Below are 26,810 nucleotides of genomic sequence, written 5' to 3'. Positions count from 1 at the left end.
AATGCGGCCTGCATCTCATCGTCGACAGCGCGAACTCGCTGCCGACGATGAGATGCAGGCCGCATTCGAGCGTGGCTTCGTAGGCATGCACAACGCCCGCCAGCGAGCATTCGTCGGTGATGGCCAGTGCCACGTAGCGCAGCGCGTGCGCCTGCTCGACCAGCTCCTCGGGATGCGATGCGCCGGTGAGGAAGCTGAAGTTGGAACGGGCGTGCAGCTCGGCGTAGAGGGGGTGGGGGGCGTGGAGAAGGGGCGGCATGCGCTCAGGCCAGGATGGCAAGGCGTGGCCTGCCAAGTTCATCAAGCTTGCGCAGAAGGACGAGCGCTGAAAGCGCCTGCCGGTGCGTGGACGCAGCCACACGCCGCTCGACAGCCAGATGCGTGAGGAAAGCCTCCACCTCGGGCGCGCCCATCTCGCGCGGATGCCGCAGGCCGTGAAAGCGCACATAAGCCTTTATAGATAGCCAATAGATGCAGATATCGAACGGGGCTGCGCTCGCGCACCTGATCAAGCCAAGCAGGCTGACAGATGGCAGTAGCGGCAGATGGAACGATGGACGGAGCCGAAGGGGGCAGGTAATCGGCTCCATGCTCGGCTTTATTACTGGTTTTTTAAACAGTATAAGTTGCCGAAGTGTTGAAGCAATCGAGAAGTTGGTAGCTAGATTCGTTGGAGTTGCACTATCTGGCGGATAGCAGTTAGGGAGTGCGAATAAAAACAGTAACTGATCAATATAGCTTGCAATACACAATTAGGGCTGAGTTTTAACGCTCGGACAAAATCAACCGTATCAAAAATCTGCTCGCGAAATCAATGTTCTATTGATTATGCTATCGAAGCTTGGAAAAATTGGCTGCGCTTCTTGTGTGCTTGATGGTTAAGCATCTTTTGTCATTCAAGCGTCATCTCTGTCAGCCAAAAAACAGGCTCCATTTGCAGACATGCGTCTGTATTCAGAGTTCGGAGAGTCCTATGGTTTCCTGGTTTCGTCATCGTATTGTTGCTAATTCGTTGGTGTGGTGCTTTTGTTTGTTTTTGCCAATCGCACAAGCGCTTGAGCTGGGCGCCATGAGTCTTGCGTATGTTCCAGCGCACACGATGTCGTCTGTGACTTTCTCTCATTCGCCGGCAATGTTTACTACATTCGCTCGTGCTGTTGGTGGTGTTGCATTTACTGGCATTGCTACTAGCGCCGATGGGTCGATTATTCGTCGCCTAAATTACGATGCTGCTGCCTCAGATGGAAAGCGATTTTCAGCGGATGTACAAAGTTCGAGCGGCACAATTAAAACTGTCGCTATCGAGGTTCCCGACTGGATTTTAATTCCATTGGCTAGATTGGTGGATACAAATGAAACTGGTGCGGTGACTTTATTTGGTTCGTTGAAAGATTCGATCTTGCAAGCCAAGTTGCAAGATGAGAAGCAGGCAATGATCGCTAACTACCATCCTGCATTAGAAAATACCCTGCTTGGGTTGCGTTTGTTGCAGGCTGATATGATGGCATTTGAATCAAATGCTACTGATCTATTTAAAGAAAACGGGCAATATATTTTGGGCTCGGGAGAATTCGCACCTAGCGATACTGATCTGCGGGCGAATTTGGCTGCATTTATGCGGGTTTCTCAATGGAAAGAGTCTCAACCTGTGTCGCATACATCCTATATAACAGGTGATATCGGAGGCGCGATTACCTTTTTTGTCACAGATGGGCGGCTAATCCTGCATGGTGACCCTGTTTGGTATTGTTGGAGAGACGATGACGAGCGAATTGAGTCGGCTATTTATGAGGTGGCGAAAACTCTTTCGCCAGATGCATTTGGCCTGCTTATGCTTAGCAGATTGGATGAGCAAAAATCAATAGCATTACAAAAACTTCAGAACAAAGCGGTATTAGAGCATGGTGCCCCGAAGGCCCTTGGTCAGCTTGCGCTTATTGATCAGGCAGAAAAGGAATCGTTGGTTGCTGTAGGGAAGTTAATTTTGAAGCATTTGTCCAATGTCCGCAAACATTCTTTGCAGGGTACAACCACGTTGTTTGATAAGTCAAAACTAGCTAAGGCCATCGCAATTGGGACCAGTTCCAGTCTGGAAACTGCATTTGCGGAAGTTGTTGAACGTTTGGAATCTAATCCGGTGCTGCAAGATCAATTGAAATCTGAGATTGAAGAAGCTGGGGGAAGACTTGGTGAGGTGGTGAATGCTATTCCTGTCATTCAAATGGAGAAATATAGTGCGGAGTTTTCAAGAATTATTGCGCGTGAGCGAGGTATAAATCCAAGTGTATATGGCGTACTACGTCGTTCAGTACAAATTGCAGCATTCCTGAGGGCTGCTCAACAAAGTGACACAAAGGCTTTTCAAAGCTTTGTGCAATCTATCCAAAAGGTACAGCTAAAAGTGAATCAGCCCATTGGGTATCACGTGATTACTCCAACTGTTTATCCACGCAATTAATTTCGCAAAGCCTATTTGAGAGTTTCATTTGGAAATGATGTTAGCCGGCTATGGTTCGACGAACGTCGGCAGTACCGAGTCAAACTAACAAAAAGATTGTGCGCGTTGCAAGCGCCATGACTGATTCGGGCGCTTGCTTTTTGGAGGTCTTAGATGGTCAGTCGAAAATCTGTATTTGTCAGTTACTCCGGGAGGATACCCTCTGATAAAGACTTTGCTAAGCGTCTACTTGTACGATTGTGCGAGCATTTTCTTGATCCTTGGGTATTTGAGCAGCGTGGAGGGGAGGTTCCGCTCGGTGAAAACGTTGACGAATATTGCAGGAAGAAAATTAGGCAGGCGGATCTTTTTGTGGCGATCATATCGGAATCCAGTCTTGAGTCTGAATCGACTCGATCTGAAGTCGCATTTGCTCTAAAGTTTTTGGACCCGAGGGAAATTATTCAGATATCAACTGCAGTCCGTCCCCATGATAGTTGGGATGATCCATATCGACAGCTTACCCCCTACAAAAGAATTGAGGTCATTGCCAATGATTCGGCGGATTTAGAGCGCTGTATAGAAGATATTTGCTGCCATGCTGGAATCAATTATCTCGGTCCCAATAATGGGTCTCCGCGTTTGCCGCTCATATCTAGGCTCACCGAAGAAGTAAAAGCAGCAAAGCCTCGCTATTCCCGTCTTGAAGTTGGGATTTTTAGCGAGCTTCGATTGTTAGCACTACATGCTTCTCAAGCGTATGAGGATGGCAGGCTTGAACATGCTTTCAGTGCACTAACTTCTTTAGAGTATCAACTTAGCATCCATTATGAGGGGCAAGCGTTCTATTATCCGCGACTAATACGTGGCGTTTTACTCTTTGAGTTGTCCGCATTTAGATCTTCATATCTTAATGATGCTATGACGCTGTTTTGCGAAATTTTGGAGGATCGGTCTATTGCAGCATTGGTGGACGAGAATTTATACGCGGCTATGGCGACAGTTTATCTTAGAAGGGGTGAAATTAATGAGGCTTTAAGATTTTATTATGTGGCACATGAAATGGTCAAGGCGCGGGGGCGAATTGACCCTGACCTTATACACAATATTATTGTGGCTAATATAGCTTCGCTATCAACAGGGCAGGATGCTGAAGTGGAGCGACTGTTAGAAGAAGCGAACTACATTTGCGCTACAACAGATCCATATTTATGTGAACGCCTTCTTGCTTTAAAAGCTGCGCTTCGAGCTAAGAAAGGTGATATAGAAGGGGCCCGCTATTTGTTGCATGAATTTGAGGTTTCAGCTACGGCTACTAGCGACATTTTAGCGGGGTTGGCACAGGATCTTGCTGTGCAACCACATTTGCTTGCGAGTGTGAAGGCAGTGGACTTTATCGAAAATCTTTTCGAAATTTCCATTCCAATGCTTCCGGATAAGCAGAAATCCTTGTTTTTGAGCTCGTATGCTGGCTTTCTCTATCGTATAGGGCAATTCGAGAGGGCACTTAAGTTACTGCAAATGGAAAATGCTACGAGTCATAATAATCCAAGATTTGTAATTGACGAAATTTGGTGCTTAAGACAGCTTGGGCGGCATAAAGACGCCCACGTCCTGGCGCTTGCGGCCGCAAATTTACCCTGCCCGTCTGAGGTAAGTTTTTCGGGTCGAGCTTTGGCGGAGTTTTTTTACTTTCGGGGCTTTGCCGCATGGCTGAGTGGTGCCTTTGAGCAGTCGCGTCGAGACTTCCTTGATTCTAGATTTCCAGTGCATCAAAGCTACGAGGTAGTCGCCCAGCAACACACACCGACCTCATTTAAACGATTTAAACGTCTTGCTGTAAGTGTACGTCGATTTTTGCAATAAAGATTAGAAGGGGCGTTATCCAGGTGGCTGGGGCCTGTCAGAAATTCTGTGTTCGCGTTATAGCTTCCCCGGGTTTCATTCAGTTTCCCAGTACGCAACCTTCAACCCAAGATTTTCTACAAACGGCAAGAAATCACGATCTGCATGCAGGAGCGCCAATCCATCCTCAATGCACCGAGTGGCAATGAGCGTGTCTATGGTCTTCCTGATGGTGATTCCCATCTTCCGCAATGTTCGGTAATTCTCTGAGGCTTTGATCGCAAGCTCATAGCCGGCGAGATTGATATGGTCGAAGGCATCAAAAGTATTCGTGACCAGCTCGAACTCTCGCTGATCACGAACGCCTTGCAGCACTTCTGCAGCGATCAAATCACCGATGGCAATTGGACTGCGCCCCAATAGGGAGTCCAAAAGTGCAACTTGTGGAGTGTCGGCCGAACGGAAATAGTCGATCCACACACTCGAATCCACCAAAATCACTTGTCAGTCCTCATGGCATTCAGGTCTCCCTCCCAGGTGATCTTTCCCTTGAGTTCCCTTGCCTTTTCCTGAGCGCGAAGCTGAACCAGCATCTTCAAACCAAGTTCCACCGCCTCACGCTTGGTCTTGGCTCCGGTTGCCGTCAGAGCGTCATTCATGAGCTTGTCGTCGATCTCGATGTTCGTTCGCATGGTGTGTACCAAAATTATGTTTTGTACACACTGTAGCACAAGTATTGCCTTTCATTGAATTTTTATCGCAATGAAGTTGGGGCGCATATCGGCCATCGCGCTGCATTTTTGAAATGAATTGCTTATCCAATCCGCTTCAGCGTCCCCCGATGCTTCCCCGCCTTCTCCACATACCCCACCGCCCCGCGCTGAAACTTCGCCGCCTCCTCATCCGTAAACGTCCGCACCACCTTGGCCGGCGATCCAATAATCAGCGAATTGTCCGGAAATACCTTCCCCTCCGTCACCAGCGCGCCGGCGCCGACCAGACTATTCCGCCCAATCACCGCGCCATTCAATATCACCGCCTGAATTCCCACCAGCGAGTTATCGCCGATCGTGCAGCCGTGCAGCATTGCCTGATGGCCCACCGTCACATTGGCGCCAATCGTCAGCGGTGAGCCCATGTCGGTATGCAATATCGCGCCATCCTGAACATTGCTGCCGGTGCCGATTTCAATCAGCTCGTTGTCGCCGCGCAGCACGGCCTGGTACCAGACGCTGGCGTTTTCACGCAGTGCAACCTTGCCGATCACGTCGGCCGATTCGGCGACGTGCGCGGTCGGATGAATGTCGGGGCTGTGGTCGTCGTAGCTGTAGATGGCCATGTCTCGTTTCCTTTGGTCGGTGAATGCGTCGGGCCGAAGTTTTCCATGCCCGGGCGGCGCGGCGTGCCGGCAGCCATCACGCGATGGCGTGACAATTGACCTTGCGCTGCCATTTCGGCGGCATCGGGCCGGGTGCCCGCGCAAGGTGAGGACATGAAACGCAATGCATGGGCAAGGGCAGTGGCGCTTTCGGCACTGACGCTGGCGGGCGGCGCGGGCGCCGGGCTGGCGCAGGCGCAGGTGGTGTGTACCCAGGCTGGCGCGGCCACGGTGTGCGACGGGCAGACCGGCTATCACCGGCGCTATCTGCCGGGCGGCGGCAACGGCAGCACGGTCGTCACGCGCGCGGACGGCAGCAGCACGACCATCACGCGGGTGGGCGGCGCCACACTCATCAACAACGGGCCGGGGCAGGGCACGACGACGGTCACGCGCATCGGCACGACGACGCTCATCACCCAGCCCGATGGCAGCTCGACGACGGTGTCGCGCGTGGGCGTGACCACCTTCGTGACCGAGAGCGGCCCGCAGCCGGCGCCAGCGCCCGAGGCGCCAGCCAAGCCCTGAGCCTGCCGGCTTACTGCTCGGGCCGGCGGTCGTTGGGGTACCAGTACTGCTTGTGGCAGGCCTCGCAGGCCTGGTCGATGCGGCTGCCGGCTTCGATGAAGTGGTCGACGTTCTTCTCGTCGATGGCGGCCAGCGTGATGCGGGCGGCTTCGCGCAGGGCGGCGGCGCGGCTGGCAAAGGCGGCGCGGTCGGCGTCGACGCGCTGCTGGATTTCCTCGGGCTTGAGGATGCCGCTCACATGCGCGTCTTCGAGCTGCTTGCCGGCGTGCGCGACCGGTCGGCCGTCGACGGCGAGCAGGTTGCCGGCCTCGGCCAGCCGCAGCGCCAGAAAGCGCAGCTCCAGCCATTCGGCGTCGCTGCGCGGCTGATGCTCCTCGGTGCCGGCGGCACTGACGGTCGTCGAGACCGATTCCCACAGCGCATCGGCCGACGGATCGACGAGGGATTGCATCAGCTCCTGAATCGACGCGACCGGTTCGAGCGCGGCGGCGGCCTTGGGCGCTTCGGGCGGCGTCTTGCCGCAGGCGGCGAGCAGGAGGAGGAGAACGGTGGGCGCGAGGCGCAGGCGCATGAGGGCTTCCTGATGGTTGTGATGGGCGGCGCGCGTCAGGCGAAGCCGATGGCACGGCCGGCCGCCGCGACCGCAAACCACAGCGCGAGCGAAAGCACGGCGACGGCGCGGGCCAGCGCGGGCGAGGGCGCCACATCGGCGCTGGCGGAGGTTGCCGCCGATGGCGCGGCCGAAGCCGACACACGCCGCGCGCCACCGCTCACCCGCCCGAACAGCAACGCCTGCACTGCCACCGCCGCCGCCAGCAGCAGCAACTTGGCGATGAACACCGGCTTGTAAAAGTAGAGCGTCGGCGCCGACACGAACATCAGCGCGCCGCTCACGGCTGCCGCCGCGAGCCCCCACCAGATCAGCGGCAGCGCATCGCCGGTGATGTCGGCCGCCGGCTGGCGCCCGAAGGCCAGCCCCAGCACGCGCAGGCTGGCCAGCAGCAGCGCCGCCAGCAGCAGCACAAAGCCCAGCACATGCACCACCTGGAGCGCGGCGCCGACCAGGTGATCGCTCTTGCTCACGGCATGCGCTACCGGCGTGTTCTGCAACCAGGTGAGGAATTCAAGCGTGGACATGGCGGCTCAGGACCAGTTGGGCAGGTAGGGGATGAGCCGCCCGCAGATGATGACCAGCGTCCACAGCAGCAGCGAGGCGAGGCCGGCGCGGCGCACGGCCGGCGGCTGCTCGGGCTGGTTGTGGCGCACGGCGTCGGTGCTGGCGATGGCCAGCTCGAAATACAGCGCATTGGCGCCGGCCAGCGCGATGAACAGCAGCTTGAACGGGAAAGCCGGGCTGGCGATGACGGTCGGCGCCTCGGCCCAGAACAGCAGCAGCCCGGTCGCGAACACCAGCGTGAAGCCGGCAAGCACCCAGGGCCGCAACTGCGCCAGCACCTCGGTGAGCGCGATGCGGCGCCACAGCAGCCCGACCATGCGCAGATCGATGAGGAAGATGAGCCCGACCGACAGCGACAGCCCGATCAGATGCAGCCCCTCGATGATCGGAAAGGCCAGCGCCGATTCGCTGATGACGAGGCCGAGGCCGGTGCCCTGAAGCTCGTCGGCCAGTTGCAGCAAGTGGTCCATGGTTCAGCGCCCCGGCGTGCTGGCCACGTTGCCGAAGCCGCCGTTGTTCTCGACGCAGATGCGCTCCTCGCGCTCGACGATCGGCTCGCTGCCGGCGTGCCTGGCCAGCGTGGTCTCGAAGTGCCAGCCGTTGGGCTTGTCGGCGGCGGTGTAGCGGCGCGCCGGGATGGTGGCGGTCCAGGGGCGCGTGTAGACGGTGGGGTCGTCGATGGTGGCGACGTAGTTGTAGCGCTTGCCGTCGGCCGCAAAGATGTAGCGCTCGGTGATGTGGGCGTTCTCGCTCAAAAACTCGCCGGTGCGGCCGAACAGCGCCTTGCCGTTGTTGTTGGTCACGTCCACCACCAGCGTGTTGCCTTCCCAGTGGCCGCGCGAATCGGCATTCCACAGCTTGATGCTGGCCGGCAGATGCGGCTTGCCGTCGAGATGGATGACCCGCGTGCCCGAGTTGAACAGGAACACCACATAGCCCGGGTACTGGCGGATCTCATAGCCGTGCCAGATCAGCGACTTGGGCACGCCGCTCGGGGCGCAGCGCGCCAGCGGCTCCACGTATTGCGGCTGGGTCGGGTTGTGGAAGTTGGCGAGGAACTCCTCCTGTTTTGCCTTGGCCCAGGGCTGGAACGGCACCTGGCCGTCGGGCGGATCGCTGACGCGGCTGGGCGCGCGTTCGTCGCGCGGGCCGAGCGGGCGGCCGCGCGTGGCCGGGTCGCCCGGAATGCCGCCTTGCGGATCGGTCCAGTTGTTGTGATTGGCCACGGTGTTGGACCAGTGGCCTTCCACGTTGGGCTGGCCGTCGCGCTGGCGCGGGCCGGTCCAGGGCGCCGGGTCGATGCGCGGATAGCTGCGCTCTTGCGAGATGCCGCCGCCACCGCCGCCGCGCACCGGCACCGGCGCGCTGCCGGGCGCGCTGCCCGATTGCAGCTTGGCCGCCTCGGCGACGGCCGGGCTGACGGTATTGCTCACCGCGCTGGTCTGCGCAGTGGCGGGCAGCGCGCTGGCCAGGGCCAGTGCCGCGCAGGCAAGGAAGGTCGTGTTGCTGTTCATGCTGCTGCACCAGGTCTTCGGCCCGCGCGCATTGCGCCCACGGGCCATTGCGGTCGTCACGGGCGGGGCGGGTAGTACTGGTCGAAGTCGAGCGTGTAGCAGTAGTTCTCCACCAGCTGGAAGTTCTTCTCGCGGTGGCGATGCAGGATCACCGCGATGTTCCACGGCCGGCTGAACACCTGGGCGTCTTCGATGGTGGCGCGGTAGTCGAGCGTGTTGGCATCGAGATAGGTCCAGCGCTCGACCACATGCAGCGCATCGCTGTGGAAGTTGCCGGCGCGGTCGAGCCAGGTTTCGTCGTTGAAGTGCTTCGCGTCGACGACCAGCGTGTCGCCCTCCCAGTGGCCGCGCGAATCGCCGAGCCACCAGTCGTTGGGGTTGTCCGGATGCTCGGTGCCGTTGGTGTGGATGGTGCGCACCGACTGGCCGAACTGGAACAGCAGCGTCAGGTCGCGCTCGCGCTGAAAGATCTGGAACGGCTCGGGGTAGTAGATGCCGCGCGGCACGCCGAGCGTGAAGCATTTCAGGCGCGGATCGTCGCTGCTGCGGGCGGCGAAGTTCTTCTTCTTCTGCTCCAGCGCCTTGGGCAGATAGGGGATGACATCGCCCTCGACGATGCCCTGGCCCGGCGGCGCGTCCTTGCGCGGACCGTGCGGCTCCAGGTCGAAGTCGGCATTGCTGGTGGTCTGCCAGATGCCGGAGAAATCGGGCTTGCCGTTGGGCAGGCGCGGGACGGCGGACTTGGGCGCGGTGGCGGCGGACTTGGCCGGCGCGGCGGTGGCGGCCTGCGTGGCCGGCAGCGCCGCGCCGAGCAGGGCGGCGGCGAGCGCGGCGGCAATCAGGGCCGGACGGGGCCGGAACAGCGGGTTCATCGATGCGGGCTGCTGTGGGAGGAGTTCGCGGACGCCGCGCGTTGGCGCGGCGTGTGGGGGATCAGCGGGTGGCGGGCGCGGTGGGGCTGTCCTGGGCGCCGCCGGTCTGGAAGCTGCGGCCGTCCTGCAAGGTGACCGTGACCGCGTAGCCGTAGGGGCCGCCGTTCTTCGAGCGATAGCCCTTCACGCGCACCGGCGTGCCGGGCGGCAGCACGGCCTTGGTCAGGCCGCGTTCCTGCAGGGCAAAGGGCGCGCCGAATTCCACGCCCCAGTTGGTCTCGGCGCCGTCGGGGCCCTTCACGTCGAAATAGAGCCAGCTGTGCGGATTGACCCACTTGGCCTTGGTGACCACGCCCGAGATGTCGATCGGCTGGTCGGCGTCGAACTCGGCCGAGAAGGCGTGATGCGCGGCGGCCGTGCCGGTGGCGGCGGTGAGTGCCAGGCCGAGCGCCAGCGCGGTCAGGGCGCGCGGCATGCGGCGGGCAGAAGCGGAATGAGCGGTCATGCTTGTTCTCCTGTCGGAAAGCCGGGCGGCGCAAGGCGCGGCGGGCCGGTGCGAAGGGCTTGCATTGCAGCTTCCGAACCACCGGCCAAGGCCGGCAAATCGGGCTGCCGAAGGCCGCAATTGCGGCGATGCGCGCAGCCCGCTGCTGCGAAGCCAGCGCGCCGGTGCGGCGGGCGTGCTTGGCTTCGGCCAGCGGCAGCCGCCCGATCGCCGACCGCCCGCGCCCTTGGGCGCGCCGGGCAGCCGCCGGCATTGCACCGGCGGCAGCGCAACGCGTCAGATCTTCCCCGTCACCGTCACGCCGACCCAGCGCGGCAGCGCCGGCGTCCAGCTGTTCCAGGTCTGCGACTGGTAGACCTTGCTGTCGAACAGGTTCTTGACGATCAGGCTCACGTCGAGCTGGTTGTTCTGCCGGCCCAGGCCCACCGCCGCATCGGTCACCGACGAGGCGCCGACCCAGCCATAGCTCGACAGCGCGTTGTCCGAGTTGAAGCGGCTGGCGAAGGTGGTGTTGAAGCTGGTGTGGAACAGCTTGTCGTCGAGCACCGGTACGCGGTAGTCGGCGCCGATGTTGAGCGTGACCTTGGAGGCGCCCGGCAGCGTCTGGCCCGAGATGTCGCGGTAGGGCGTGGCCAGATTGCCGTTCTCCACCGGCTGGGCCGAGTTCGGGAAGCTCTTGTACTTGGCGATGTTGTAGGCGCCCGAGAAGCGCACGGTCACGTTGCGGATGCCGCCGTACACGCCGTCGATCTCCAGCCCGTGCGCCTGCACCTTGGGCACGTTGCCGGTGTACGAGGTGTAGGCCGTGGTCTGGCTGCCGCCGGGCAGAAAGTTCTGCGCCGTCGTGTACTGGTCGACCGCCTGCACCGCCTGCTGGTAGTCGCGGATGCGGGTCAAAAACACGTCGGCGTTGAACACCAGCGTCTTGTCGAGCAGCACGGTCTTGGCCCCCAGCTCGAAGGAGTTGGTGCGCTCGGGCTTGGTCAGATAGGACAGCCCGTTCACGTTCTGCGAGATGCCGGCCTTCTCGCCGTACTGCCAGGTGAGGTAGGTGGTCAGGTCGGAGCTGAACTTGTAGCTCGGGCTCACGACGAAGGCCGGCTGGGTCTTGCGGAAGGGCTCGGCGTCGGCCTCGTTCCACAGCACGCCCACCTGATTGCGGCGCAGCGCGCGGGCTGCCGCCACCTGCGCCTTCTGCGCGGCGGTGAGGCTGTTGTAGGCGCCGCCCGGCGTGCCGGTGGCGGCCTTGCCGAAGTAGCGCGCGGCGATCTGGTCGGCCACCGCCAGCTGGGCCGCGTTGTTGGCCGAGTCGAGCACGCCGCTGCCATTGGCCAGGAAGCCGCCGAGGTTGATGCCGTTGACCGCCGCCGGATTGATGAGCGCGCCGGCGCCGGTGTCGTCGAGATAGGCGCGGCTGCTGGTGTTGCGGTCCTCGCGCGTGATGCGCAGGCCGGTGGTCAGCGTGAGCGGCTCGCTCAGATGCCAGTTGGCCTGGCCGAAGATGGCCGCGCTCTTGTTGTCGTAGCGGTTGTCCACGCGCTTGTAGAGCCGGTTCAGCGAGTCCTGCAGCAGGGCGCGGCCGCTGGTGTCGGTATCGAGCGTGCGGTACTGCGCGACGCTGGCAAACCAGGCGCCGGCATCCGAGCCCCAGCCGGTGCGGGTCGAGTGGTTGGTCTGGGTCTCGATGAAGAACAGGCCGGTCTGGTAGTCGACGAAGCCGCCCTGTTTCGACGTGAGCCGCAGCTCCTGGCTCAGCTGCTTGTAGTCGACCAGCCCGCCGCCGTTCTTGCTGATGTCGAACGGCGTGCCCTCGTCGTTGCGCGCGTCGAAGTAGTAGTTGCGCCAGCCGGTGATGGACGTGACCGTGTGGTCGGCCAGCTTCCAGTTCAGCTCGGCGATGGCGCCGTTGGTGCCGGTGACGATGGGGTTGTAGTTGTCGGCATTGATGGCGCGCCGGCCGGCATTGCCGAGGTAGTCGTTGGCATAGCTGTAGTCGCTCTGGTCGGTGAACCAGCGCCGGCCCAGGCGCGTGGAGGCGTCGGTGCTCAGCGGATTGGTCGTGCCGTCGGCATACACCGTGGGCGTGGCCTTGTTGTAGCTGCGGCCGTTGGTGGCCTCGCCGGCGCGCGGCTGGGCTTCGAGCGTGACCAGCGCATTGAAGTCGGCGCTCGGCGTCAGCAGCAGCTTGAGCCGGCCCGAGACGCGGTCGCGGTTGGCGTAGGTGAGGTCGGGGTTGTAGGCGTTGACCAGATCGCCTCGGCCCTTGGTGGCGCTGAGCGTGCCGCGCCAGGCCAGCAGATCGTCGACCAGCGGGCCGCCGTAGGTGGCGGTGCCGTAGAGCGTCTGGCGCTGGCCATAGCTGAGCAGGAACTTGCCCTCGGGCACGAAGCTCGGTTTTTTCGTGGTGATGTTGATGACGCCGAGACTGGTGTTCTTGCCCAGCAGCGTGCCCTGCGGGCCGCGCGTCACTTCCACCGTGTCCACGTCGGTGAAGTCGACGCTCGACGCGAGCGGGTTGTAGGCGTAGTTCACGCCGTCCACGATGATGCCGACGCTCGGGTCCTGGGCATCGGTCTGGCCCTGCTTGCCGATGCCGCGAATCGCCAGGCTGAACTGGCGCGGATTGCCCGGATTCCAGTTGACGTTGGCGACGCGCTTGGTGATCGACTCGACGTCGGTGGCTTGCAGCCGTTCCAGCTCGGCGCCGGTCACGACCGAGATCGACAGCGGCACATCCTGCAGCCGCTCGATGCGGTTGCGGCTGCGCACGACCACGGCGTCGAGCGCCTTGGCCTCGCCTTCGCCCTTGGCGGCGTCGGCCGGTGCGTCGGCGGCAAAGGCGGTCTGGCTGGCCAGCAGCGCGACCGCGAGAGCGATGCGGCCAAGCTGCCAGCGGGCGGCGGCCGGTGCGGCTGCGTGGGTTGCGGATGAGCCGGTCGGGCGGCGCGATTTTCTGGTTTTCATGGAGCGGCTTTCCTGATGATGGGAAACCGCTCCGTCCGCAATCGATGTGCCACCGCCCGTCGGCACGCAAGCGCGGTTGTGTTCACGCAGTGTTGCTGAAAGTTACGCGATCTAGGCGGATTTTGCCGCCGTGTTGGCCGCATTGCCGGCTATCGACAGCCTGTCGGGCAGGCGTCAGCCGCGCGCGCCGGTCTGCTATGTGCAAGCCAGCGGAAAGCCGCCGGCTGCGTGTTTCGCTGCAGCCGGCCGGCGCCGGATTCAGGGCTTGCCAGCGCTTGCAAGCCGCTCGCGCGGCACTTCCCAGCCGCCGCCCAGCGCCTTGACCAGCGCCACATGCGCGGCCAGCCGCCGGCCTTCGAGCGTGAGCGAGGCGCGCTCGTTGACCAGCGCCGTGGTCTGCGCGGTCAGCACGCTCAGATAGCCGACGGTGCCGGCCTTGTACTGGTTGAGCACCAGTTGCGCGGCCAGCCGGGCGCTGGCCGTGGCTTCGGATTGCACGCGTGCCTCGTCGGCCAGCACGCGCAATGCGGCGAGGTTGTCTTCGACTTCCTGCAAGCCGCCGAGCACGGTCTGGCGGTAGGTGGCGACCTGCTGGTCGTAGGCGGCGCGCGATTGCTCGATGGCGCCGCGCCGGGTGCCGCCGTCGATCAGCGTGCCGGCCAGCGCGGGCCCGAGCGCCCAGGTGCGCGCCGGCGCGGTGAACAGGTCGCCGAGCAGGCCGGCGCTGAAGCCACTGCTGGCCGACAGCGTCAGCGCCGGAAACCAGGCGGCTTCGCTCACGCCGATCTGGGCGTTGGCGGTCGCCATGCGGCGTTCCTCGGCGGCGATGTCGGGCCGGCGTTCGAGCAGGCTGGCCGGGAAGGCGACGGGCAGCGGCGGCAGTTGCGGTCCGGCCAGCGTGGCTTCGGGCGAGGGCGCGGCGTCGCTGCCGAGCTGGGCGCTGCCGGCCGGCGCGCCGGCGTCGGCCGTGGCGACCGCGCCCGCATACGGCGCAATCCGCAGCTCGGACGGCGGCACGCCGATCAGTACCGCGAGCGAGTGCTCAAGCTGGCTGCGCGTCACATCCAGGTCGATGGCCTGGGCGCGCGCCGATTGCAGCTGGGTCTCGGCCTGAACCACGTCGGCGCGCGCCACGGTGCCGGCGGCGTACTGGTTGCGCACGATGGTCAGCGAGCGCTCGTAGGCGGCGACGGTGTCGGCGTACAGGCGCTTTTGCGCATCGACCACGCGCAGTTGCAGAAAGTCGGTGGCGAGCTGGGCGCGCGCCGACAGCCGGGCGTTTTCCAGGTCGGCGGCGCTGGCCTGCACATTGGCCTGCACGCCCTCGTAGGCGCGGCGTAGCCGGCCCCAGAGGTCGACTTCCCAGCTGGCGTCGAGCGCCACGCTGTAGCTGCTGCGCACGCCGCCCGAGTTGCTGTTCTGCGAGCTGCCGGTGACCGAGCTGGAGCGCGAGCGCTGCGCGCTGCTGCTGACGCCGATCGCGGGCCAGAGCGCGGCGCGCGCCTGGGTCGACAGCGCGCGCGACTGGCGCAGCGCGGCGTCGGCGGCGGCGAGGTTCTGGTTGCCGATGTCGAGCCGCGCCATCAGCGCATCGAGTTCGGGATCGGCATAGGCGCGCCACCAGTCGGCGCGGATCGCGTCATCGGCCGGGCGGGCGGACTGCCAGCCGGCGGCTTCGCGGAAGGCCGTGCCGGTCGGCGCGTCGGGGCGGCGGTAGTCGGGGCCGGCGGCGCAGCCGGCCAGCGCCAGCGCGGAAGCCAGCGCAATCAGCGTGGCGGCGCGGTGGCCCCGACGCTGGCGGCTAGCGCTGCGCATGCCCGCCGTGGCTGCGCCGGAAATCCCGCAAATGGAAGGCATCTTCTTGTTCATCCTGGTCATGACTGGGCCGGGGCGGTCGGCAGGGCGCGCGGCGCGCGGCCGAAGCGGCGCTTGACCGCCAGCCGGGCGCGGTCGAGCGCGAGATAGACGACCGGCGTGGTGTAGAGCGTGAGCAGCTGGCTCAGCATGAGCCCGCCGACGATGGCGATGCCGAGCGGCTGGCGCATCTCGGCGCCGTCGCCGGTGGTGATGGCGAGCGGAATCGCGCCGAGGATGGCGGCCAGCGTGGTCATGAGGATAGGCCGCAGCCGCAGCGAGCAGGCTTCGAGGATGGCGGCCTGCGGACTCAGGCCGCGGTCGCGCTCGGCCGCGATGGCGAAGTCGATCATCATGATTGCGTTCTTCTTGACGATGCCGATCAGCAGCACCACGCCGATCATCGCGATCACGTCGAACTGGGTGTCGAAGGCCATCAGCGCCAGCAGCGCGCCGATGCCGGCCGACGGCAGCGTGCTCAGGATCGTGAGCGGATGCACCAGGCTCTCGTAGAGCATGCCGAGCACGATGTAGATCGTGATGAGCGCCGCCAGGATCAGCAGCGGCTGGTTGCCCTGGCTCTGCTGAAAGGCCATGGCGGTGCCGGCAAAGCTGCCGTGCACATCGGTCGGCACGCCGAGCCGCGCCATCGTGTCCTCGATCGCCGCCTGCGCATCGCCGAGCGAGCCGCCGAGCGGCAGGTTGAACGAGATGGTGCTGGCCGCGAACTGGCCCTGATGGTTCACCGCCACCGGCGCATAGCCGTCGGTCCAGTGCGCCACCGCCGCCAGCGGCACCGAGTTGCCGGCACTGGTGGTGATGCTGGTGCGCTCCAGCGCCTGCGAGTTCTGCCAGAAGCGCGGCGCGGCTTCCATCACCACGCGGTACTGGTTGAGCGGGTTGTAGATGGTCGAGACCTGACGCTGGCCGAACAGGTTGTTGAGCGTGGTGTCGATCTGGTTGACGGTCACGCCGAGCCGGCTGGCGGCATCGCGGTCGATGGCGATGAGCGTTTGCAGGCCGCGATCCTGCTGGTCGGTGTTCACGTCGACCAGCACCGGCAGCTGCGACAGCGCATTGCGGATCTTCGGTTCCCAGGTGCGCAGCAGATCGAGATCGTCGGCTTGCAGCACGTACTGGTATTGCGCATTCGACGGCCGGCCGCCCATGCGGATGTCCTGCACCGGCACCAGGAACAGGCTGGCGCCCGCCACCTTGGAGGTGGCCTTGCGCAGCCGCGCGATCACCGCATCGGCCGATGCCTTGCGCTCGGCCAGCGGCTTGAGCGAGACGAACACGTTGCCCGAATTGCGCTGCGATCCGCCGGTGAAGCCGGTGATGTTGGCGACCGCCGGATCGGCCTGGACGATGCGCACGAAGTCGGCGAGCTTGCCCTGCATCGACTGGAACGACACCGCCTGATCGCCCTGGATGAAGCCGAACAGCATGCCCACGTCCTGCTGCGGAAACAGCCCCTTCGGGATCACGGTGTAGAGCCGCACATTGAGCGCGACCGTGGCCAGCAGCACCAGCAGCGTGACCGCGCTGTGCCGCAGCGCCCAGCCCAGCGAGCGCACATAGCCGCGCCGCAGCGCCTCGAAGCCGCGCTCCGAGCCGGCCGCGAGCCGGGTCGCCAGCCGCGCCAGCAGACCGCTGCCGGCGGCCCGCGCCTGCTGCACCGGCCGGGCCCGCAGCAGCCGCGCGCACATCATCGGCGTGGTGGTCAGCGACACCGCCAGCGAGATGACGATGGCGATCGACAGCGTCAGCGCGAACTCGCGGAACAGCCGACCGACGATGCCGCCCATCGCCAGGATCGGGATGAACACCGCGATCAGCGACAGGCTCATCGACAGCACGGTAAAGCTCACCTCGCGCGCACCCTTGATCGCGGCCTCGCGCGGCGACAGGCCGTCCTCGACATGGCGCATGGTGTTTTCGAGCACGACGATGGCGTCGTCGACCACGAAGCCGGTCGCCACGGTCAGCGCCATCAGCGACAGGTTGTCGAGGCTGAAGCCGGCCAGGTACATGACGCCGAAGGTACCGATCAGCGATGCCGGCACCGCCACGCTCGGGATCAGCGCCGCGCGCCAGCTGCGCAGGAACAGGAACACCACCATCACCACCAGCGCCACCGAGATGACGAGCGACTTCTCCACCTCGCGCAGCGAGGCGCGGATGGTGGGCGAACGGTCGACCACCACATCCATGTCGAGCGCCGCCGGCGCGATCGCGCGCAGCTGCGGCAGCACCGCGTAGATGCGGTCGATGGTCTCGATGATGTTGGCGCCCGGCGCCCGGTTGAGCACCAGCTGCACCGACGGCTTGCCGTTGCTCAGGCCGGCATTGCGGATGTCCTCGACGCCGTCGTTGACCTCGGCCACGTCGGCCAGCCGCACCGCCGCGCCATCGCGCCAGCGCACGATCAGCGGCGCGTACTCGGCGGCAGTGCGGGCCTGATCGTTGGCGCCGATCTGCCAGCGCCGGTCGCCGTCTTCAAGAAAGCCCTTGGGCCGGTTGGCGTTGGTGGTGGTGATGGCCTGGCGCACGGTCTCGGTCGACAGGCCGGCGCGGTCGAGCGCCTCGGGATCGAGCTCGACCCGCACCGCCGGCAGCGAGGCGCCGCCGATGCTGACCTGACCCACGCCCTCCACCTGGGCCAGCTTCTGCGCCAGCATCGACGAGGCCACGTCGTACATCTGGCCGCGCGTCATGGTGGCCGAGGTGAGCGAGATGATGAGGATCGGCGAATCGGCCGGGTTCACCTTGCGATAGGTCGGGTTGCGCGTGAGGCTGGTGGGCAGCAGCGAGCGCGCCGCATTGATGGCCGCCTGCACATCGCGCGCCGCGCCGTCGATGTCGCGGCTGAGGTCGAACTGGAGCGTGAGCCGGGTGCCGCCGGCGGTGCTCTGCGAGGTCATCTCGGTGACGCCGGCGATGTTGCCGAGCGCGCGTTCGAGCGGCGTGGCGACGGTGGCCGCCATGGTCTCGGGGCTGGCGCCGGGGATGTAGGCCGAGACCGAGATGGTCGGGAAATCGACCTGCGGCAGCGGCGAGATCGGCAGCTTGAAGAAGGCCAGCGCGCCGGCCAGGATGATGGCCAGCGTCAGCAGCGTGGTGGCGACGGGGCGGGCGATGAAGAGCTTCATGCGGTTCTTCTTGTGTGCTGCGCTTGCGTCCGGGCTGGCGGAGAGCGGGAACGGCGCGCCTGCGGCGCGCTGGGTGACTCTGTTGAGGCATGGCGCTTGGGTCATGGGCGCAGCTCCAGTTCGGTCGGTGCCTGGTTTGCGAACACCGGTTCGGTCACGACTTCGGTCGTCACCGAGTTGGCGATGAAGCATTCCTCATGCGCCTCGTGATGCATGGCTTCGATGTCGGCGCGCGTCGGCAGATGGGTGCCCGAGAAGCGCGCGTCGGGCCGCAGCGTCACGCGGGTCATCGCGAGCCGGCCGGCGGCGTTCTTCGCCATCGCGCCGCTTGCGTTGTCGCGATAGCTGTCGACGCAGAAACCGCGCGCCGCCGCGATGGAGAGGAACCACAGCATGTGGCAGCTCGACAGCGACGCGACGAACAGCTCCTCGGGATCGACCGCGCCGGCATCCGACCACGGCAGCGGCACGACATGCGGCGATGACGACGCCGGCAGCACCACGCCGCCGTCGAAGGCGAGCGTGTGCGCGCGGCTGTAGCGCTTGCCGACGAAGTCGGCATCGCCACGCTGCCAGTCGAGCGTGCAGAGGTACTCAGCCATGCCAGATCTCCTGAACAGCACCAGCGCCACCGCAAGCCCGACCCGCAACCTCGACAGCCAACCGACAGCGGAGCGCCCGCCCCGGTACCGGCCGCGCGCCCTCCGATGCGCCGGGCGAGAGGAGGAAGACCGGGTTGCCCTGCCGAGGGACTCGGCAGGGCCGAACGAGGTTAGCCCCGCAGGGGCGGCCAACCTCGTGAGCCCGGTGCTTCCGAACGGTTCGCCCGGGAACCCCGCGCGCAGCGCGGGGCGCATCGGTGGGCGCGCGGCCGGTACCGGGGCGGGCGCTCTGCCAGCGCTTGAACGATGGCGCCGCCGCAGTCGCTCGGCAGTCAGTGCGCGGCAACTTCACGTCCCGCCTCGCCACTGCCCCGCACTCGCCGCGCCACCCGATCGAACGCCAGATAAATCACCGGCGTCGTGAACAGCGTCAGCACCTGCGACACGATCAGCCCGCCGATCATCGTGATCCCGAGCGGAAACCGCAGCTCCGCGCCCGACCCGCCGCCCAGCACCAGCGGCACCGCGCCCAGCAGCGCTGCCAGCGTCGTCATCAAAATTGGCCGGAATCGCAGCAGGCAAGCCTGATAGATCGCCTCGCGCGGCGGCAGGCCCTGGTTGCGTTCGGCGTCGAGCGCGAAGTCGATCATCATGATTGCGTTCTTCTTCACGATGCCGATCAGCAGCACGATCCCGATGATCCCGATGATCCCGAGGTCGCTGCCGGCCAGCATCAGCGCCAGCAGCGCGCCCACGCCGGCCGACGGCAGCGTCGACAGGATCGTCACCGGGTGGATGTAGCTCTCGTAGAGCACGCCCAGCACGATGTACATCGTGACGATGGCGGCCACGATCAGCAGCAGCGTGTTGCTCAGCGAGGCGCGGAAGGCCAGCGCCGCGCCCTGGAACGAGGTGTCCACGCTGGCCGGCATGCCGATGCGCGCCTCGGCCGCCTCGATCGCATCGACCGCATCGCCGAGCGCCGCGCCCGGCGCGAGATTGAAGCTGACGGTCGCGGCCGGGAACTGGCTCACATGGTTGATCGCCAGCGCGGTCGGCCGCTCGATCACCCGCGCCACCGACGACAGCGGCACCTGGGTCGTGCGCGACGCCGACACGCTGGTGGTCAGGCTCGATCCGGCCGGCGCCGAATTGGCATTGCCGGCGCTGGTGGTCGAGGTGTTGCCGGTCGCCGGCACGTACAGGTCCTGCAGCGCGGCGAGACCGGCGCGCGCCGACGGCGCCACCTCCAGCACCACGCGGTACTGGCTCGACTGGGTGAAGATCGTCGAGATCAGCCGCTGGCCGTAGGCGTTGTAGAGCGCGTTGTCGATGGCGGCGGTGGTCACGCCCAGGCGTGCAGCGGCGTCGCGGTCGATCTCGATATAGGCCTGCAAGCCCTTGTCCTGCAGATCGGTCGCCACGTCGGCGAGCTGGGGCAGGGCGCGCAGTTCGGTCATCAGCCTGGGCACCCAGGTGCTCAGTTCGTCGATGCTGGGCGAGCTGAGCGTGAACTGGTACTGGGTGCGCGCGATGCGGTCGTCGATGGTCAGGTCCTGCACCGGTTGCAGGTAGAGCGCGATGCCGGGCAGGTCGGCGGCGCGCGCCTGCAGGCGCCGGATGATCTCGGCGACGCGCGCCTTGCGTTCTTCGAGCGGGCGCAGGTTGATGAGCAGCCGGCCGCTGTTGAGCGTGGCATTGGTACCGTCCACGCCGATGAAGGAGCTGACGCTTTCCACGTCCGGGTCCTGCACCACCAGTTCGGCGGCGCGGCGCTGGCGCTCGGCCATCGCGGCAAAGCTCACGCTCTGGTCGGCCTCGGTCGTCACCTGGATCACGCCGGTGTCCTGCAACGGAAAGAAGCCCTTCGGCACCAGCACGTAAAGCAGCGCGGTCAGCGCCAGCGTGGCGACGGCCACCGCCAGCACCGCCGGCTGATGGTCGAGCACGCGGCGCAGCAGCCGGCCGTAGCCGGCGATCACGCGCTCGAAGAAACGCTCGCTCGCGCGGTAGAAGCGGCCCTGCTCGGCCTCGGGCACATGGCGCAGCAGGCGCGCGCACATCATCGGCGTGAGCGTGAGCGACACCACGGCCGAGATGAGGATGGCGACCGCCAGCGTGATGGCGAATTCGCGGAACAGCCGGCCGACCACGTCGCCCATGAACAGCAGCGGAATCAGCACCGCCACCAGCGACACGGTGAGCGAAATGATCGTGAACGCGATCTGCTCGCTGCCGCGCAGCGCGGCCTGCATCGGCGACAGCGGCGGATCGCCGGGCTTTTCGCCGTGCTCCAGATAGCGCGAGATGTTCTCGATGACGACGATGGCGTCGTCGACCACGAAGCCGGCGGCGATGGTCAGCGCCATCAGCGTGAGGTTGTTGATGCTGAAGCCGGCCAGATACATCACGCCATAGCTGCCGATCAGCGACAGCGGCACCGCGACGCTTGGGATGAGCGTGGCGCGCCAGTTGCGCAGGAACATGAAGATGACCGCGACCACCAGCACCACCGCCAGCGCCAGCTCGTGCTGCACATCGCGCACCGAGGCGCGGATGGTGTTGGTGCGGTCGGTCAGCAGCTGAACCTGCACCGCGCCGGGGAGGCTTGCCTGCAACTGCGGCAGCAGCGCCTTCACGCGGTCGACGGTCTCGATCACGTTGGCGCCGGGCTGGCGCTGCACATTGATGACGATGCCGGCCTTGATGCCGTCGCGCGCATTGCCGGCCCAGGCGCCGAGCTGGGCGTTCTCGGCGCCGTCGAGCACGGTGGCCACGTCGGCCAGCCGCACCGGATTGCCGGCGCGCCACGCCACGATGAGCTGGCGGTATTCGAGCGCCGAGCGCAGCTGGTCGTTGGCGTCGATGGTCGAGCTGCGCAGCGGGCCGTCGAAGCCGCCCTTGGCCTGGCTGGTGTTGGCATTGCCGATGGCCACGCGCAGGTCGTCCAGGCTCATGCCGTAGGCGGCCAGCGCGGCCGGATTGGCCTGAATGCGCACCGCCGGCCGCTGGCCGCCCGACAGGCTCACCAGCCCCACGCCCGGCAGCTGCGAAATCTTCTGCGCCACGCGGGTATCGACCAGCGCCTGCACGCGCGGCAGCGGCAGCGTCTCGGAGGTGACCGCCAGCGTCAGCACCGGCGCATCGGCCGGATTGACCTTGTTGTAGACCGGCGGCTGGGGCAGGTCGGCGGGCAGCAGATTGCTGCCGGCGTTGATGGCCGCCTGCACCTGCTGCTCGGCCACGTCGAGCGTGAGGTCGAGCGTGAATTGCAGCGTGATGACCGAGGCGCCGCCCGAGCTGGTCGACAGCATCTGCTTGAGCCCGGGCATCTGGCCGAACTGGCGTTCGAGCGGCGCGGTGATCGACGAGGTGACCACGTCGGGGCTGGCGCCCGGGTAGAGCGTGACGACCTGGATCGTCGGGTAGTCCACCTCGGGCAGCGCCGACAGCGGCAGCTGGCGATAGGCGAACAGGCCGGTGAGCAGGATGGCGAGCATCAGCAGCGAGGTCGCCACCGGCCGCAGGATGAACAGGCGCGACGGATTCATTGCGCGGCGCGCGGTGCGGCGGGCGCGGCGTCGGCCGGCTTGGCGGCGGCGTTTGCAGCGCCGTCGGCGGGTTTGGCGGCATCGCCGTTGCCGTCGCGGCGGCGCTTGCGCGGGGCGGCTTCGGCGCCGGCGCTGGCGGCCGTGGCGCGCGCCACCGGCTCGACCTTGGCGCCGTCGCGCAGCTTGTCGCTGCCTTCGATGACCACCACCGCGCCGGGCTTGAGGCCTTCCTCGATGACCGTCAGCTCACCCTCGGCGGCGCCGATGCGCACCGGCCGCACGCTCACCGTGTTGTCGTCGCCGACGCGGTAGACATAGGTGCCCTGGCTGCCGCGCAGCACGGCGGCGGTCGGCACCAGCAGCGCATCGGCCAGCGTGTCGACCACCAGCCGCACATTGACGAACTGGTTGGGGAACAGCGCGCTGTCGGCATTGGGGAACAGCGCGCGCAGCTTGACGGTGCCGGTCGCGCTGTCGATCAGGTTGTCGAAGCTGGCGACGGTACCGGTGGCCAGCAGGCTGCGCTGGTCGCGGTCCCAGGCTTCGGCCACCAGCGGCTTGCCGGCACGCAGCGCGGCGCGCACGCGCGGCAGCGCCGATTCGGGGATGGAGAACAGCGCGGAGATGGGTTGCAGCTGGGTCAGCACGACCAGCCCGTCGGCGTCGCTGCTGCGGATGAGATTGCCGGCATCCACCTGACGCAGCCCGAGCCGGCCCGCCACCGGCGCGGTGATGCGCGTGTACGAGAGATTGAGCTCGGCGCTGGCCACCGCCGCGCGGTCGACCTGCACCGTGGCCTCGTACTGGCGTACCAGCGCGGCCTGCGTATCGACCTGCTGGCGCGCGATCGAGTCCTGCGCGAGCAGGCCGCGATAGCGCTCCAGATCGACCCTGGCATTGGCCAGCTGGGCCTCGTCGCGCGCCAGCTGGCCCTTGGCCTGGAGCAGCGCCACGTCATAGGCGCGCGGATCGATGCGGGCCAGCAGCTGGCCGGCCTGCACCACGTCGCCTTCCTTGAACAGCAGCTGGTCGAGCGTGCCGTCGACGCGCGCGCGCACCGTGACCGTGGCCAGCGCGGTGATGTTGCCGACCGCCGGCTGGATCACGCGCAGGCTGCCGGCATGGGCGGTCTCGACCACCACCGGCTGCGGCCGGTTCGGATCGCCGCCGCGCCGGCCGCCGCCCGGACCGCCGGGGCCGCCCGGGCCACCGGCGGCGCCGGGACCGCCGGCGCGCTGCTCGGCACCGCCTTCGGCCGGGGTGCCCTCGGTCGCATGCCACTTGCGCCAGCCGAAGACGCCGAGCGCCCCCAGCAGCAGCAGCGCCAGCAGCCACCAGAGCCAGCGGGACGACGATTTGACGGGAGTGGTGGAGGCCGTGGGCGTGGTGTTGAGCGGATCGGTCGCTGCGTCGGCGCGATCACTGCGGTTGTTGTCGTTCATGAACTCGGAAGGGGCTGCGGCGGCGGGAAGGTGGCGAGTGCAGTGCAAACGCGCGGCGATGGGAAGGCCCGAATTGCAACCGTGCGTTGCGCTGGCTGACAGCCGGGGCGCGATTATCGATGGCGTCGGCGACTACACTGCGCGCCCCCGGCCAGTCGCCGTCCTTTCGTTGTCACCCCGCCGCAATGTCGCCGCCCATCGCCAGCAACATCGTCAACATTTCCGCCTATCGCTTCGTCGCGCTCGACGATTTGCCGGCGATCGCCAGCAGCGTGCAGGCGCGCTGCACCGAGCTGGGCCTGAAGGGCACGGTGCTGATCGCGCCTGAAGGCATCAATCTTTTCCTGGCCGGCGACCGCGCCGCGATCGATGGCTTCGTGAGCTGGATCGAGGCCGATGCGCGCTTTGCCGAGCTGGCGCCCAAGGAGTCGTTCTCCAGCGCGGTGCCGTTCAAGCGGCTGCGGGTGCGCATCAAGCGCGAAATCATCACGATGAAGCGGCCGGTCGATCCGACGCGCGGCCGGGCGCCGGCGATCGCGCCGGCCACGCTGCGGCGCTGGCTCGATGCCGGCCATGACGACGTCGGCCGGCCGGTGGTGCTGATGGACACGCGCAATGCCTTCGAGGTCGATGCCGGCAGCTTCGACGGCGCCATCGATTACCGCGTCGAGCGCTTCAGCCAGTTCCCGTCAGCCGCGGCGGCCGATGCGGCGCGGCTGGCCGGCAGCACGGTCGTCACCTTCTGCACCGGCGGCATCCGCTGCGAGAAAGCGGTACTGGCGATGCGCGAAGACGGTTACGACCATGTCTGGCAACTCGACGGCGGCATTCTCAAATACCTGGAGCTGGAAGGCGGCGCGCACTGGCATGGCCGCTGTTTCGTGTTCGACGAGCGCAGCAGCCTCGATGCGGAGCTGGCCGCGCCGGCCTGAGCCGGGCTCGCGTCAGGCGCGCCGCCGGGCGTCGTCGCGGCCGAGCCAGGGCGCGATGGCGGCATCGAGCTGGTCGAGCGTGTAGGGCTTGGCCAGATAGCCGTCCATGCCGGCGCGCAGGCAGGCATCGGCATCGCCGGGCATGGCGCTGGCGGTCAGCGCCACGATGGGCACCGGCGCCAGGCCGCGCCGGATTTCCTCGGCGCGGATGCCGGCGGTGGTGGCGAAGCCGTCCATGCCGGGCATCTGGCAGTCCATCAGGATCAGGTCGAAGCGGTGCTGGCGCGCCAGCATGCAGGCGGTCTCGCCGTCCTCGGCCTCGGTCACCGTCACATCGAGCCGGGCCAGCATGGTGCCGACCAGCAGCCGGTTGATCGCGTTGTCCTCCACCACCAGCACCTGCGGGCTGCCGGCCGGCGCGATGGTGGCCGGCTCGACGCAGGCGGGCGCCGGCGCCGCCGGTCGTTCGCCGGCCAGTACCGAGATCACCGTGGCCGGGCCGGCAAACGCGAGCGGCGCGGCGGCGGCGCTGGCCGCCTGCTCGGCGTCGGGCGGCACCAGCGGCAGATCGAGCCGGAAGGTCGAGCCGATGCCGGCCCGACTGTCGGCGGTGAGCGCGCCGCCCATCGCCTCGGCGAGCCGGCGGCTGATCGCCAGCCCGAGCCCGCTGCCGCCATGCCGGCGCCGGTTCGACTGATCGACCTGGGTGAAGGGCTCGAACAGCCGCCCGACCGCCTCGGGCGGCATGCCGATGCCGGTATCGCAGACCTCGAAGCGCAGCCAGTCGGGCAGGCTCGGGTCGCGCGCCAGCCGCTGCACCCGCACCAGCACCCGGCCGCGCTCGGTGAACTTGAGCGCATTGCCGACCAGATTGAGCAGCACCTGGCGCACCCGCGCCGCATCCAGCAGCGCCTGCGCCGGCAGGTCGGGCGCCAGCTCGCAGCCAAGCGCGATCTGGCGCGTGCGAGCCGAGGCGCTGAACAGGTCGACCGCTTCCTGCGCCAGGCTGGCCGGCGCCACCGCCGTCGGATCGAGCTCGACCCGGCCGGCCTCGATCTTGGACAGGTCGAGGATTTCGTTGAGCACATGCAGCAGCTGGGCGCCCGACTGGGCGGCGGTCTCGACCATGTGGCGCTGGCCGTGGTCGAGCGCGCTGTGGCGCAGCAGGTCGAGCGTGCCGAGCACGCCGTTGAGCGGGGTGCGGATCTCGTGGCTCATGCTGGCCAGGAACTGGGTCTTGGCGCGGTTGGCCGCCTCGGCGCCGTCGCGTGCCTCGACCAGTGCCGCATTGGTATCGGCCAGCGCCAGCCGCTGGCCGATCGAATGCTCGACCAGCTCGCGGAACTCGATGGCGCTGCGCCGCAGCGTGATGAACAGCAGCGGCAGCAGCAGCACCGCCACCACCGCCAGCAGTGGCGGCCCGAGCAGTCCGGCCAGCCCGATCGCCAGCAGATGCGGAATCGTGTAGATCGGAAAGCAGCGGCCGATCAGCGCGGTGTACTGGCCCGCCACCGTGAGCGAGAGGGCCAGGATCACGATGATGAGCAGCCCCTCCTGATCGGGCACATGGTTCTCGATGGCCAGCATCACGTAGAGCGAGATCGCCGAATTGAGCGCGCAGTTCAGCTCCATCGTGCGCACGATCGGCCGCTGCGCGAGCCAGTCCAGGCCCACCGGCGGATGGTGTCGCAGCAGATTGATGCGGTGCGCGACCAGCAGCAGCGCCGCCACGGTCACGATCAGCGCCTCGACATGCAGGCCGTTGGCCGCGCCGATGCCGGCCATTGCGATGCGGCTGCCGATGAAGCTCAGGCTGCTGGCCTGGGCCTGGCGCAATCCGGTGGACAGCATTTCTGCGCCGACGCGTGGATCGGGCGCGGTGGCGGACGGTGCGACGCGGTTTTTCGAGGGCATGCAGGAGGCGGTGTGGGCGCCGCGCAGGCGGCCGGTTCGGACGGGTGGGCGCCGGGGCGCCGACGGCATTCTGGCGCAGGCAAGGGCCGCTTCGGCGCTGGTAACCTCGACGGGTCAGTTTTCGGCGCGCCGCGCGCCTCACC

The 26,810-nt window shown here is 65.8% G+C and carries 22 protein-coding genes; 4 read left to right on the top strand and 18 right to left on the bottom strand.

Annotation, left to right across the window (positions count from 1 at the left end; genetic code table 11):
- Together B9P64_RS11420 and B9P64_RS11415 are read right to left on the bottom strand one after the other, a co-directional pair.
- Positions 1–259, bottom strand: a 259-nt coding sequence (locus B9P64_RS11420) for a PHP domain-containing protein (RefSeq protein ID WP_139826273.1), incomplete at its 3' end; no start/stop codon positions are given.
- A 4-nt stretch (positions 260–263) separates the two neighbouring features.
- The gene (locus tag B9P64_RS11415; RefSeq protein ID WP_139826272.1) at positions 264–590 is read right to left on the bottom strand and encodes a site-specific integrase; all 327 of its coding nucleotides are present in this window, start codon (positions 588–590) and stop codon (positions 264–266) included.
- A gap of 383 nt (positions 591–973) precedes the next feature.
- Here B9P64_RS11415 and B9P64_RS24395 point away from each other — a divergent pair, with 383 nt between their 5' ends.
- Complete coding sequence (locus tag B9P64_RS24395; protein WP_139826271.1) at positions 974–2,458, top strand: hypothetical protein; 1,485 nt, start codon at positions 974–976, stop codon at positions 2,456–2,458.
- 153 nt (positions 2,459–2,611) lie between these two features.
- A complete protein-coding gene (locus B9P64_RS11410) occupies positions 2,612–4,303 on the top strand; it encodes a TIR domain-containing protein (RefSeq protein ID WP_085316375.1) in 1,692 nt (563 codons plus the stop codon).
- A 75-nt stretch (positions 4,304–4,378) separates the two neighbouring features.
- Here the strand turns inward: B9P64_RS11410 and vapC are convergent, their stop codons facing one another.
- From vapC to B9P64_RS11395, 3 genes are all read right to left on the bottom strand, one after another.
- Entirely contained in the window at positions 4,379–4,783 is a 405-nt protein-coding gene (gene vapC / locus B9P64_RS11405; protein ID WP_085316346.1) for a type II toxin-antitoxin system VapC family toxin, read from the bottom strand.
- On the bottom strand, positions 4,780–4,974 hold the full coding sequence (locus B9P64_RS11400; protein ID WP_085316345.1) for a type II toxin-antitoxin system VapB family antitoxin: 195 nt from the start codon (positions 4,972–4,974) through the stop codon (positions 4,780–4,782). The genes vapC and B9P64_RS11400 overlap by 4 nt, the downstream gene beginning before the upstream one ends.
- A 122-nt stretch (positions 4,975–5,096) precedes the next feature.
- Positions 5,097–5,621, bottom strand: coding sequence for a gamma carbonic anhydrase family protein (locus tag B9P64_RS11395; RefSeq protein ID WP_085316344.1), 525 nt, complete (start codon positions 5,619–5,621; stop codon positions 5,097–5,099).
- A 153-nt stretch (positions 5,622–5,774) separates the two neighbouring features.
- On the opposite strand from B9P64_RS11395, the gene B9P64_RS11390 reads away from it, so the two are divergent.
- Positions 5,775–6,188: a hypothetical protein gene (locus tag B9P64_RS11390; RefSeq protein ID WP_139826270.1), complete on the top strand. Its 414-nt coding sequence runs from the start codon at positions 5,775–5,777 to the stop codon at positions 6,186–6,188.
- Positions 6,189–6,198: 10 nt separating this feature from the next.
- Here B9P64_RS11390 and B9P64_RS11385 read toward each other — a convergent pair whose 3' ends face one another.
- The 12 genes from B9P64_RS11385 to B9P64_RS11330 all read right to left on the bottom strand — a co-directional run bounded on the left by B9P64_RS11385 (position 6,199) and on the right by B9P64_RS11330 (position 23,821).
- Complete coding sequence (locus B9P64_RS11385) at positions 6,199–6,759, bottom strand: cytochrome c (protein ID WP_139826269.1); 561 nt, start codon at positions 6,757–6,759, stop codon at positions 6,199–6,201.
- 35 nt (positions 6,760–6,794) lie between these two features.
- Positions 6,795–7,325, bottom strand: coding sequence for a hypothetical protein (locus B9P64_RS11380; protein WP_085316342.1), 531 nt, complete (start codon positions 7,323–7,325; stop codon positions 6,795–6,797).
- A 6-nt stretch (positions 7,326–7,331) separates the two neighbouring features.
- On the bottom strand, positions 7,332–7,835 hold the full coding sequence (locus tag B9P64_RS11375) for a hypothetical protein (RefSeq protein ID WP_085316341.1): 504 nt from the start codon (positions 7,833–7,835) through the stop codon (positions 7,332–7,334).
- Positions 7,836–7,838: 3 nt separating this feature from the next.
- Entirely contained in the window at positions 7,839–8,879 is a 1,041-nt protein-coding gene (locus tag B9P64_RS11370) for a hypothetical protein (RefSeq protein WP_139826268.1), read from the bottom strand.
- A 56-nt stretch (positions 8,880–8,935) separates the two neighbouring features.
- Complete coding sequence (locus B9P64_RS11365) at positions 8,936–9,751, bottom strand: hypothetical protein (protein ID WP_235839970.1); 816 nt, start codon at positions 9,749–9,751, stop codon at positions 8,936–8,938.
- A 61-nt stretch (positions 9,752–9,812) separates the two neighbouring features.
- Complete coding sequence (locus tag B9P64_RS29080; RefSeq protein WP_268877146.1) at positions 9,813–10,256, bottom strand: DUF6152 family protein; 444 nt, start codon at positions 10,254–10,256, stop codon at positions 9,813–9,815.
- A 276-nt stretch (positions 10,257–10,532) separates the two neighbouring features.
- Positions 10,533–13,220, bottom strand: coding sequence for a TonB-dependent receptor (locus B9P64_RS11355; protein WP_085316339.1), 2,688 nt, complete (start codon positions 13,218–13,220; stop codon positions 10,533–10,535).
- 258 nt (positions 13,221–13,478) lie between these two features.
- The gene (locus B9P64_RS11350; protein WP_085316338.1) at positions 13,479–15,035 is read right to left on the bottom strand and encodes a TolC family protein; all 1,557 of its coding nucleotides are present in this window, start codon (positions 15,033–15,035) and stop codon (positions 13,479–13,481) included.
- A gap of 59 nt (positions 15,036–15,094) precedes the next feature.
- Positions 15,095–18,226: a multidrug efflux RND transporter permease subunit gene (locus B9P64_RS11345; RefSeq protein ID WP_085316337.1), complete on the bottom strand. Its 3,132-nt coding sequence runs from the start codon at positions 18,224–18,226 to the stop codon at positions 15,095–15,097.
- A 101-nt stretch (positions 18,227–18,327) separates the two neighbouring features.
- Positions 18,328–18,828, bottom strand: coding sequence for an OsmC family protein (locus B9P64_RS11340; protein ID WP_085316336.1), 501 nt, complete (start codon positions 18,826–18,828; stop codon positions 18,328–18,330).
- A 332-nt stretch (positions 18,829–19,160) separates the two neighbouring features.
- Positions 19,161–22,379: an MdtB/MuxB family multidrug efflux RND transporter permease subunit gene (locus B9P64_RS11335; protein WP_085316335.1), complete on the bottom strand. Its 3,219-nt coding sequence runs from the start codon at positions 22,377–22,379 to the stop codon at positions 19,161–19,163.
- Positions 22,376–23,821, bottom strand: a complete 1,446-nt coding sequence (locus B9P64_RS11330) for an MdtA/MuxA family multidrug efflux RND transporter periplasmic adaptor subunit (RefSeq protein ID WP_085316334.1) — start codon at positions 23,819–23,821, stop codon at positions 22,376–22,378. The genes B9P64_RS11335 and B9P64_RS11330 overlap by 4 nt, the downstream gene beginning before the upstream one ends.
- 185 nt (positions 23,822–24,006) lie before the next feature.
- On the opposite strand from B9P64_RS11330, the gene B9P64_RS11325 reads away from it, so the two are divergent.
- The gene (locus B9P64_RS11325) at positions 24,007–24,753 is read left to right on the top strand and encodes a sulfurtransferase (protein WP_085316333.1); all 747 of its coding nucleotides are present in this window, start codon (positions 24,007–24,009) and stop codon (positions 24,751–24,753) included.
- A gap of 12 nt (positions 24,754–24,765) precedes the next feature.
- Here B9P64_RS11325 and B9P64_RS11320 read toward each other — a convergent pair whose 3' ends face one another.
- The gene (locus tag B9P64_RS11320) at positions 24,766–26,667 is read right to left on the bottom strand and encodes an ATP-binding protein (protein ID WP_176256804.1); all 1,902 of its coding nucleotides are present in this window, start codon (positions 26,665–26,667) and stop codon (positions 24,766–24,768) included.
- Between the last annotated feature and the right edge of the window lie 143 nt (positions 26,668–26,810).

The organism is Derxia lacustris (assembly GCF_002105195.1).
Taxonomy (GTDB): Bacteria; Pseudomonadota; Gammaproteobacteria; order Burkholderiales; family Burkholderiaceae_E; genus Derxia; species Derxia lacustris.
This window is presented reverse-complemented; position numbering and strand designations above follow the sequence as displayed.

Coding starts and splice junctions, on each gene's coding strand:
- B9P64_RS11415 (WP_139826272.1), bottom strand. CDS start 590: ATGGAGCCGATTACCTGCCCCCTTCGGCTCCGTCCATCGTTCCATCTG.
- B9P64_RS24395 (WP_139826271.1), top strand. CDS start 974: ATGGTTTCCTGGTTTCGTCATCGTATTGTTGCTAATTCGTTGGTGTGG.
- B9P64_RS11410 (WP_085316375.1), top strand. CDS start 2,612: ATGGTCAGTCGAAAATCTGTATTTGTCAGTTACTCCGGGAGGATACCC.
- B9P64_RS11400 (WP_085316345.1), bottom strand. CDS start 4,974: ATGCGAACGAACATCGAGATCGACGACAAGCTCATGAATGACGCTCTG.
- B9P64_RS11395 (WP_085316344.1), bottom strand. CDS start 5,621: ATGGCCATCTACAGCTACGACGACCACAGCCCCGACATTCATCCGACC.
- B9P64_RS11390 (WP_139826270.1), top strand. CDS start 5,775: ATGAAACGCAATGCATGGGCAAGGGCAGTGGCGCTTTCGGCACTGACG.
- B9P64_RS11385 (WP_139826269.1), bottom strand. CDS start 6,759: ATGCGCCTGCGCCTCGCGCCCACCGTTCTCCTCCTCCTGCTCGCCGCC.
- B9P64_RS11380 (WP_085316342.1), bottom strand. CDS start 7,325: ATGTCCACGCTTGAATTCCTCACCTGGTTGCAGAACACGCCGGTAGCG.
- B9P64_RS11375 (WP_085316341.1), bottom strand. CDS start 7,835: ATGGACCACTTGCTGCAACTGGCCGACGAGCTTCAGGGCACCGGCCTC.
- B9P64_RS11370 (WP_139826268.1), bottom strand. CDS start 8,879: ATGAACAGCAACACGACCTTCCTTGCCTGCGCGGCACTGGCCCTGGCC.
- B9P64_RS11365 (WP_235839970.1), bottom strand. CDS start 9,751: ATGAACCCGCTGTTCCGGCCCCGTCCGGCCCTGATTGCCGCCGCGCTC.
- B9P64_RS29080 (WP_268877146.1), bottom strand. CDS start 10,256: ATGACCGCTCATTCCGCTTCTGCCCGCCGCATGCCGCGCGCCCTGACC.
- B9P64_RS11355 (WP_085316339.1), bottom strand. CDS start 13,220: ATGAAAACCAGAAAATCGCGCCGCCCGACCGGCTCATCCGCAACCCAC.
- B9P64_RS11350 (WP_085316338.1), bottom strand. CDS start 15,035: ATGCGCAGCGCTAGCCGCCAGCGTCGGGGCCACCGCGCCGCCACGCTG.
- B9P64_RS11345 (WP_085316337.1), bottom strand. CDS start 18,226: ATGAAGCTCTTCATCGCCCGCCCCGTCGCCACCACGCTGCTGACGCTG.
- B9P64_RS11340 (WP_085316336.1), bottom strand. CDS start 18,828: ATGGCTGAGTACCTCTGCACGCTCGACTGGCAGCGTGGCGATGCCGAC.
- B9P64_RS11335 (WP_085316335.1), bottom strand. CDS start 22,379: ATGAATCCGTCGCGCCTGTTCATCCTGCGGCCGGTGGCGACCTCGCTG.
- B9P64_RS11330 (WP_085316334.1), bottom strand. CDS start 23,821: ATGAACGACAACAACCGCAGTGATCGCGCCGACGCAGCGACCGATCCG.
- B9P64_RS11325 (WP_085316333.1), top strand. CDS start 24,007: ATGTCGCCGCCCATCGCCAGCAACATCGTCAACATTTCCGCCTATCGC.
- B9P64_RS11320 (WP_176256804.1), bottom strand. CDS start 26,667: ATGCCCTCGAAAAACCGCGTCGCACCGTCCGCCACCGCGCCCGATCCA.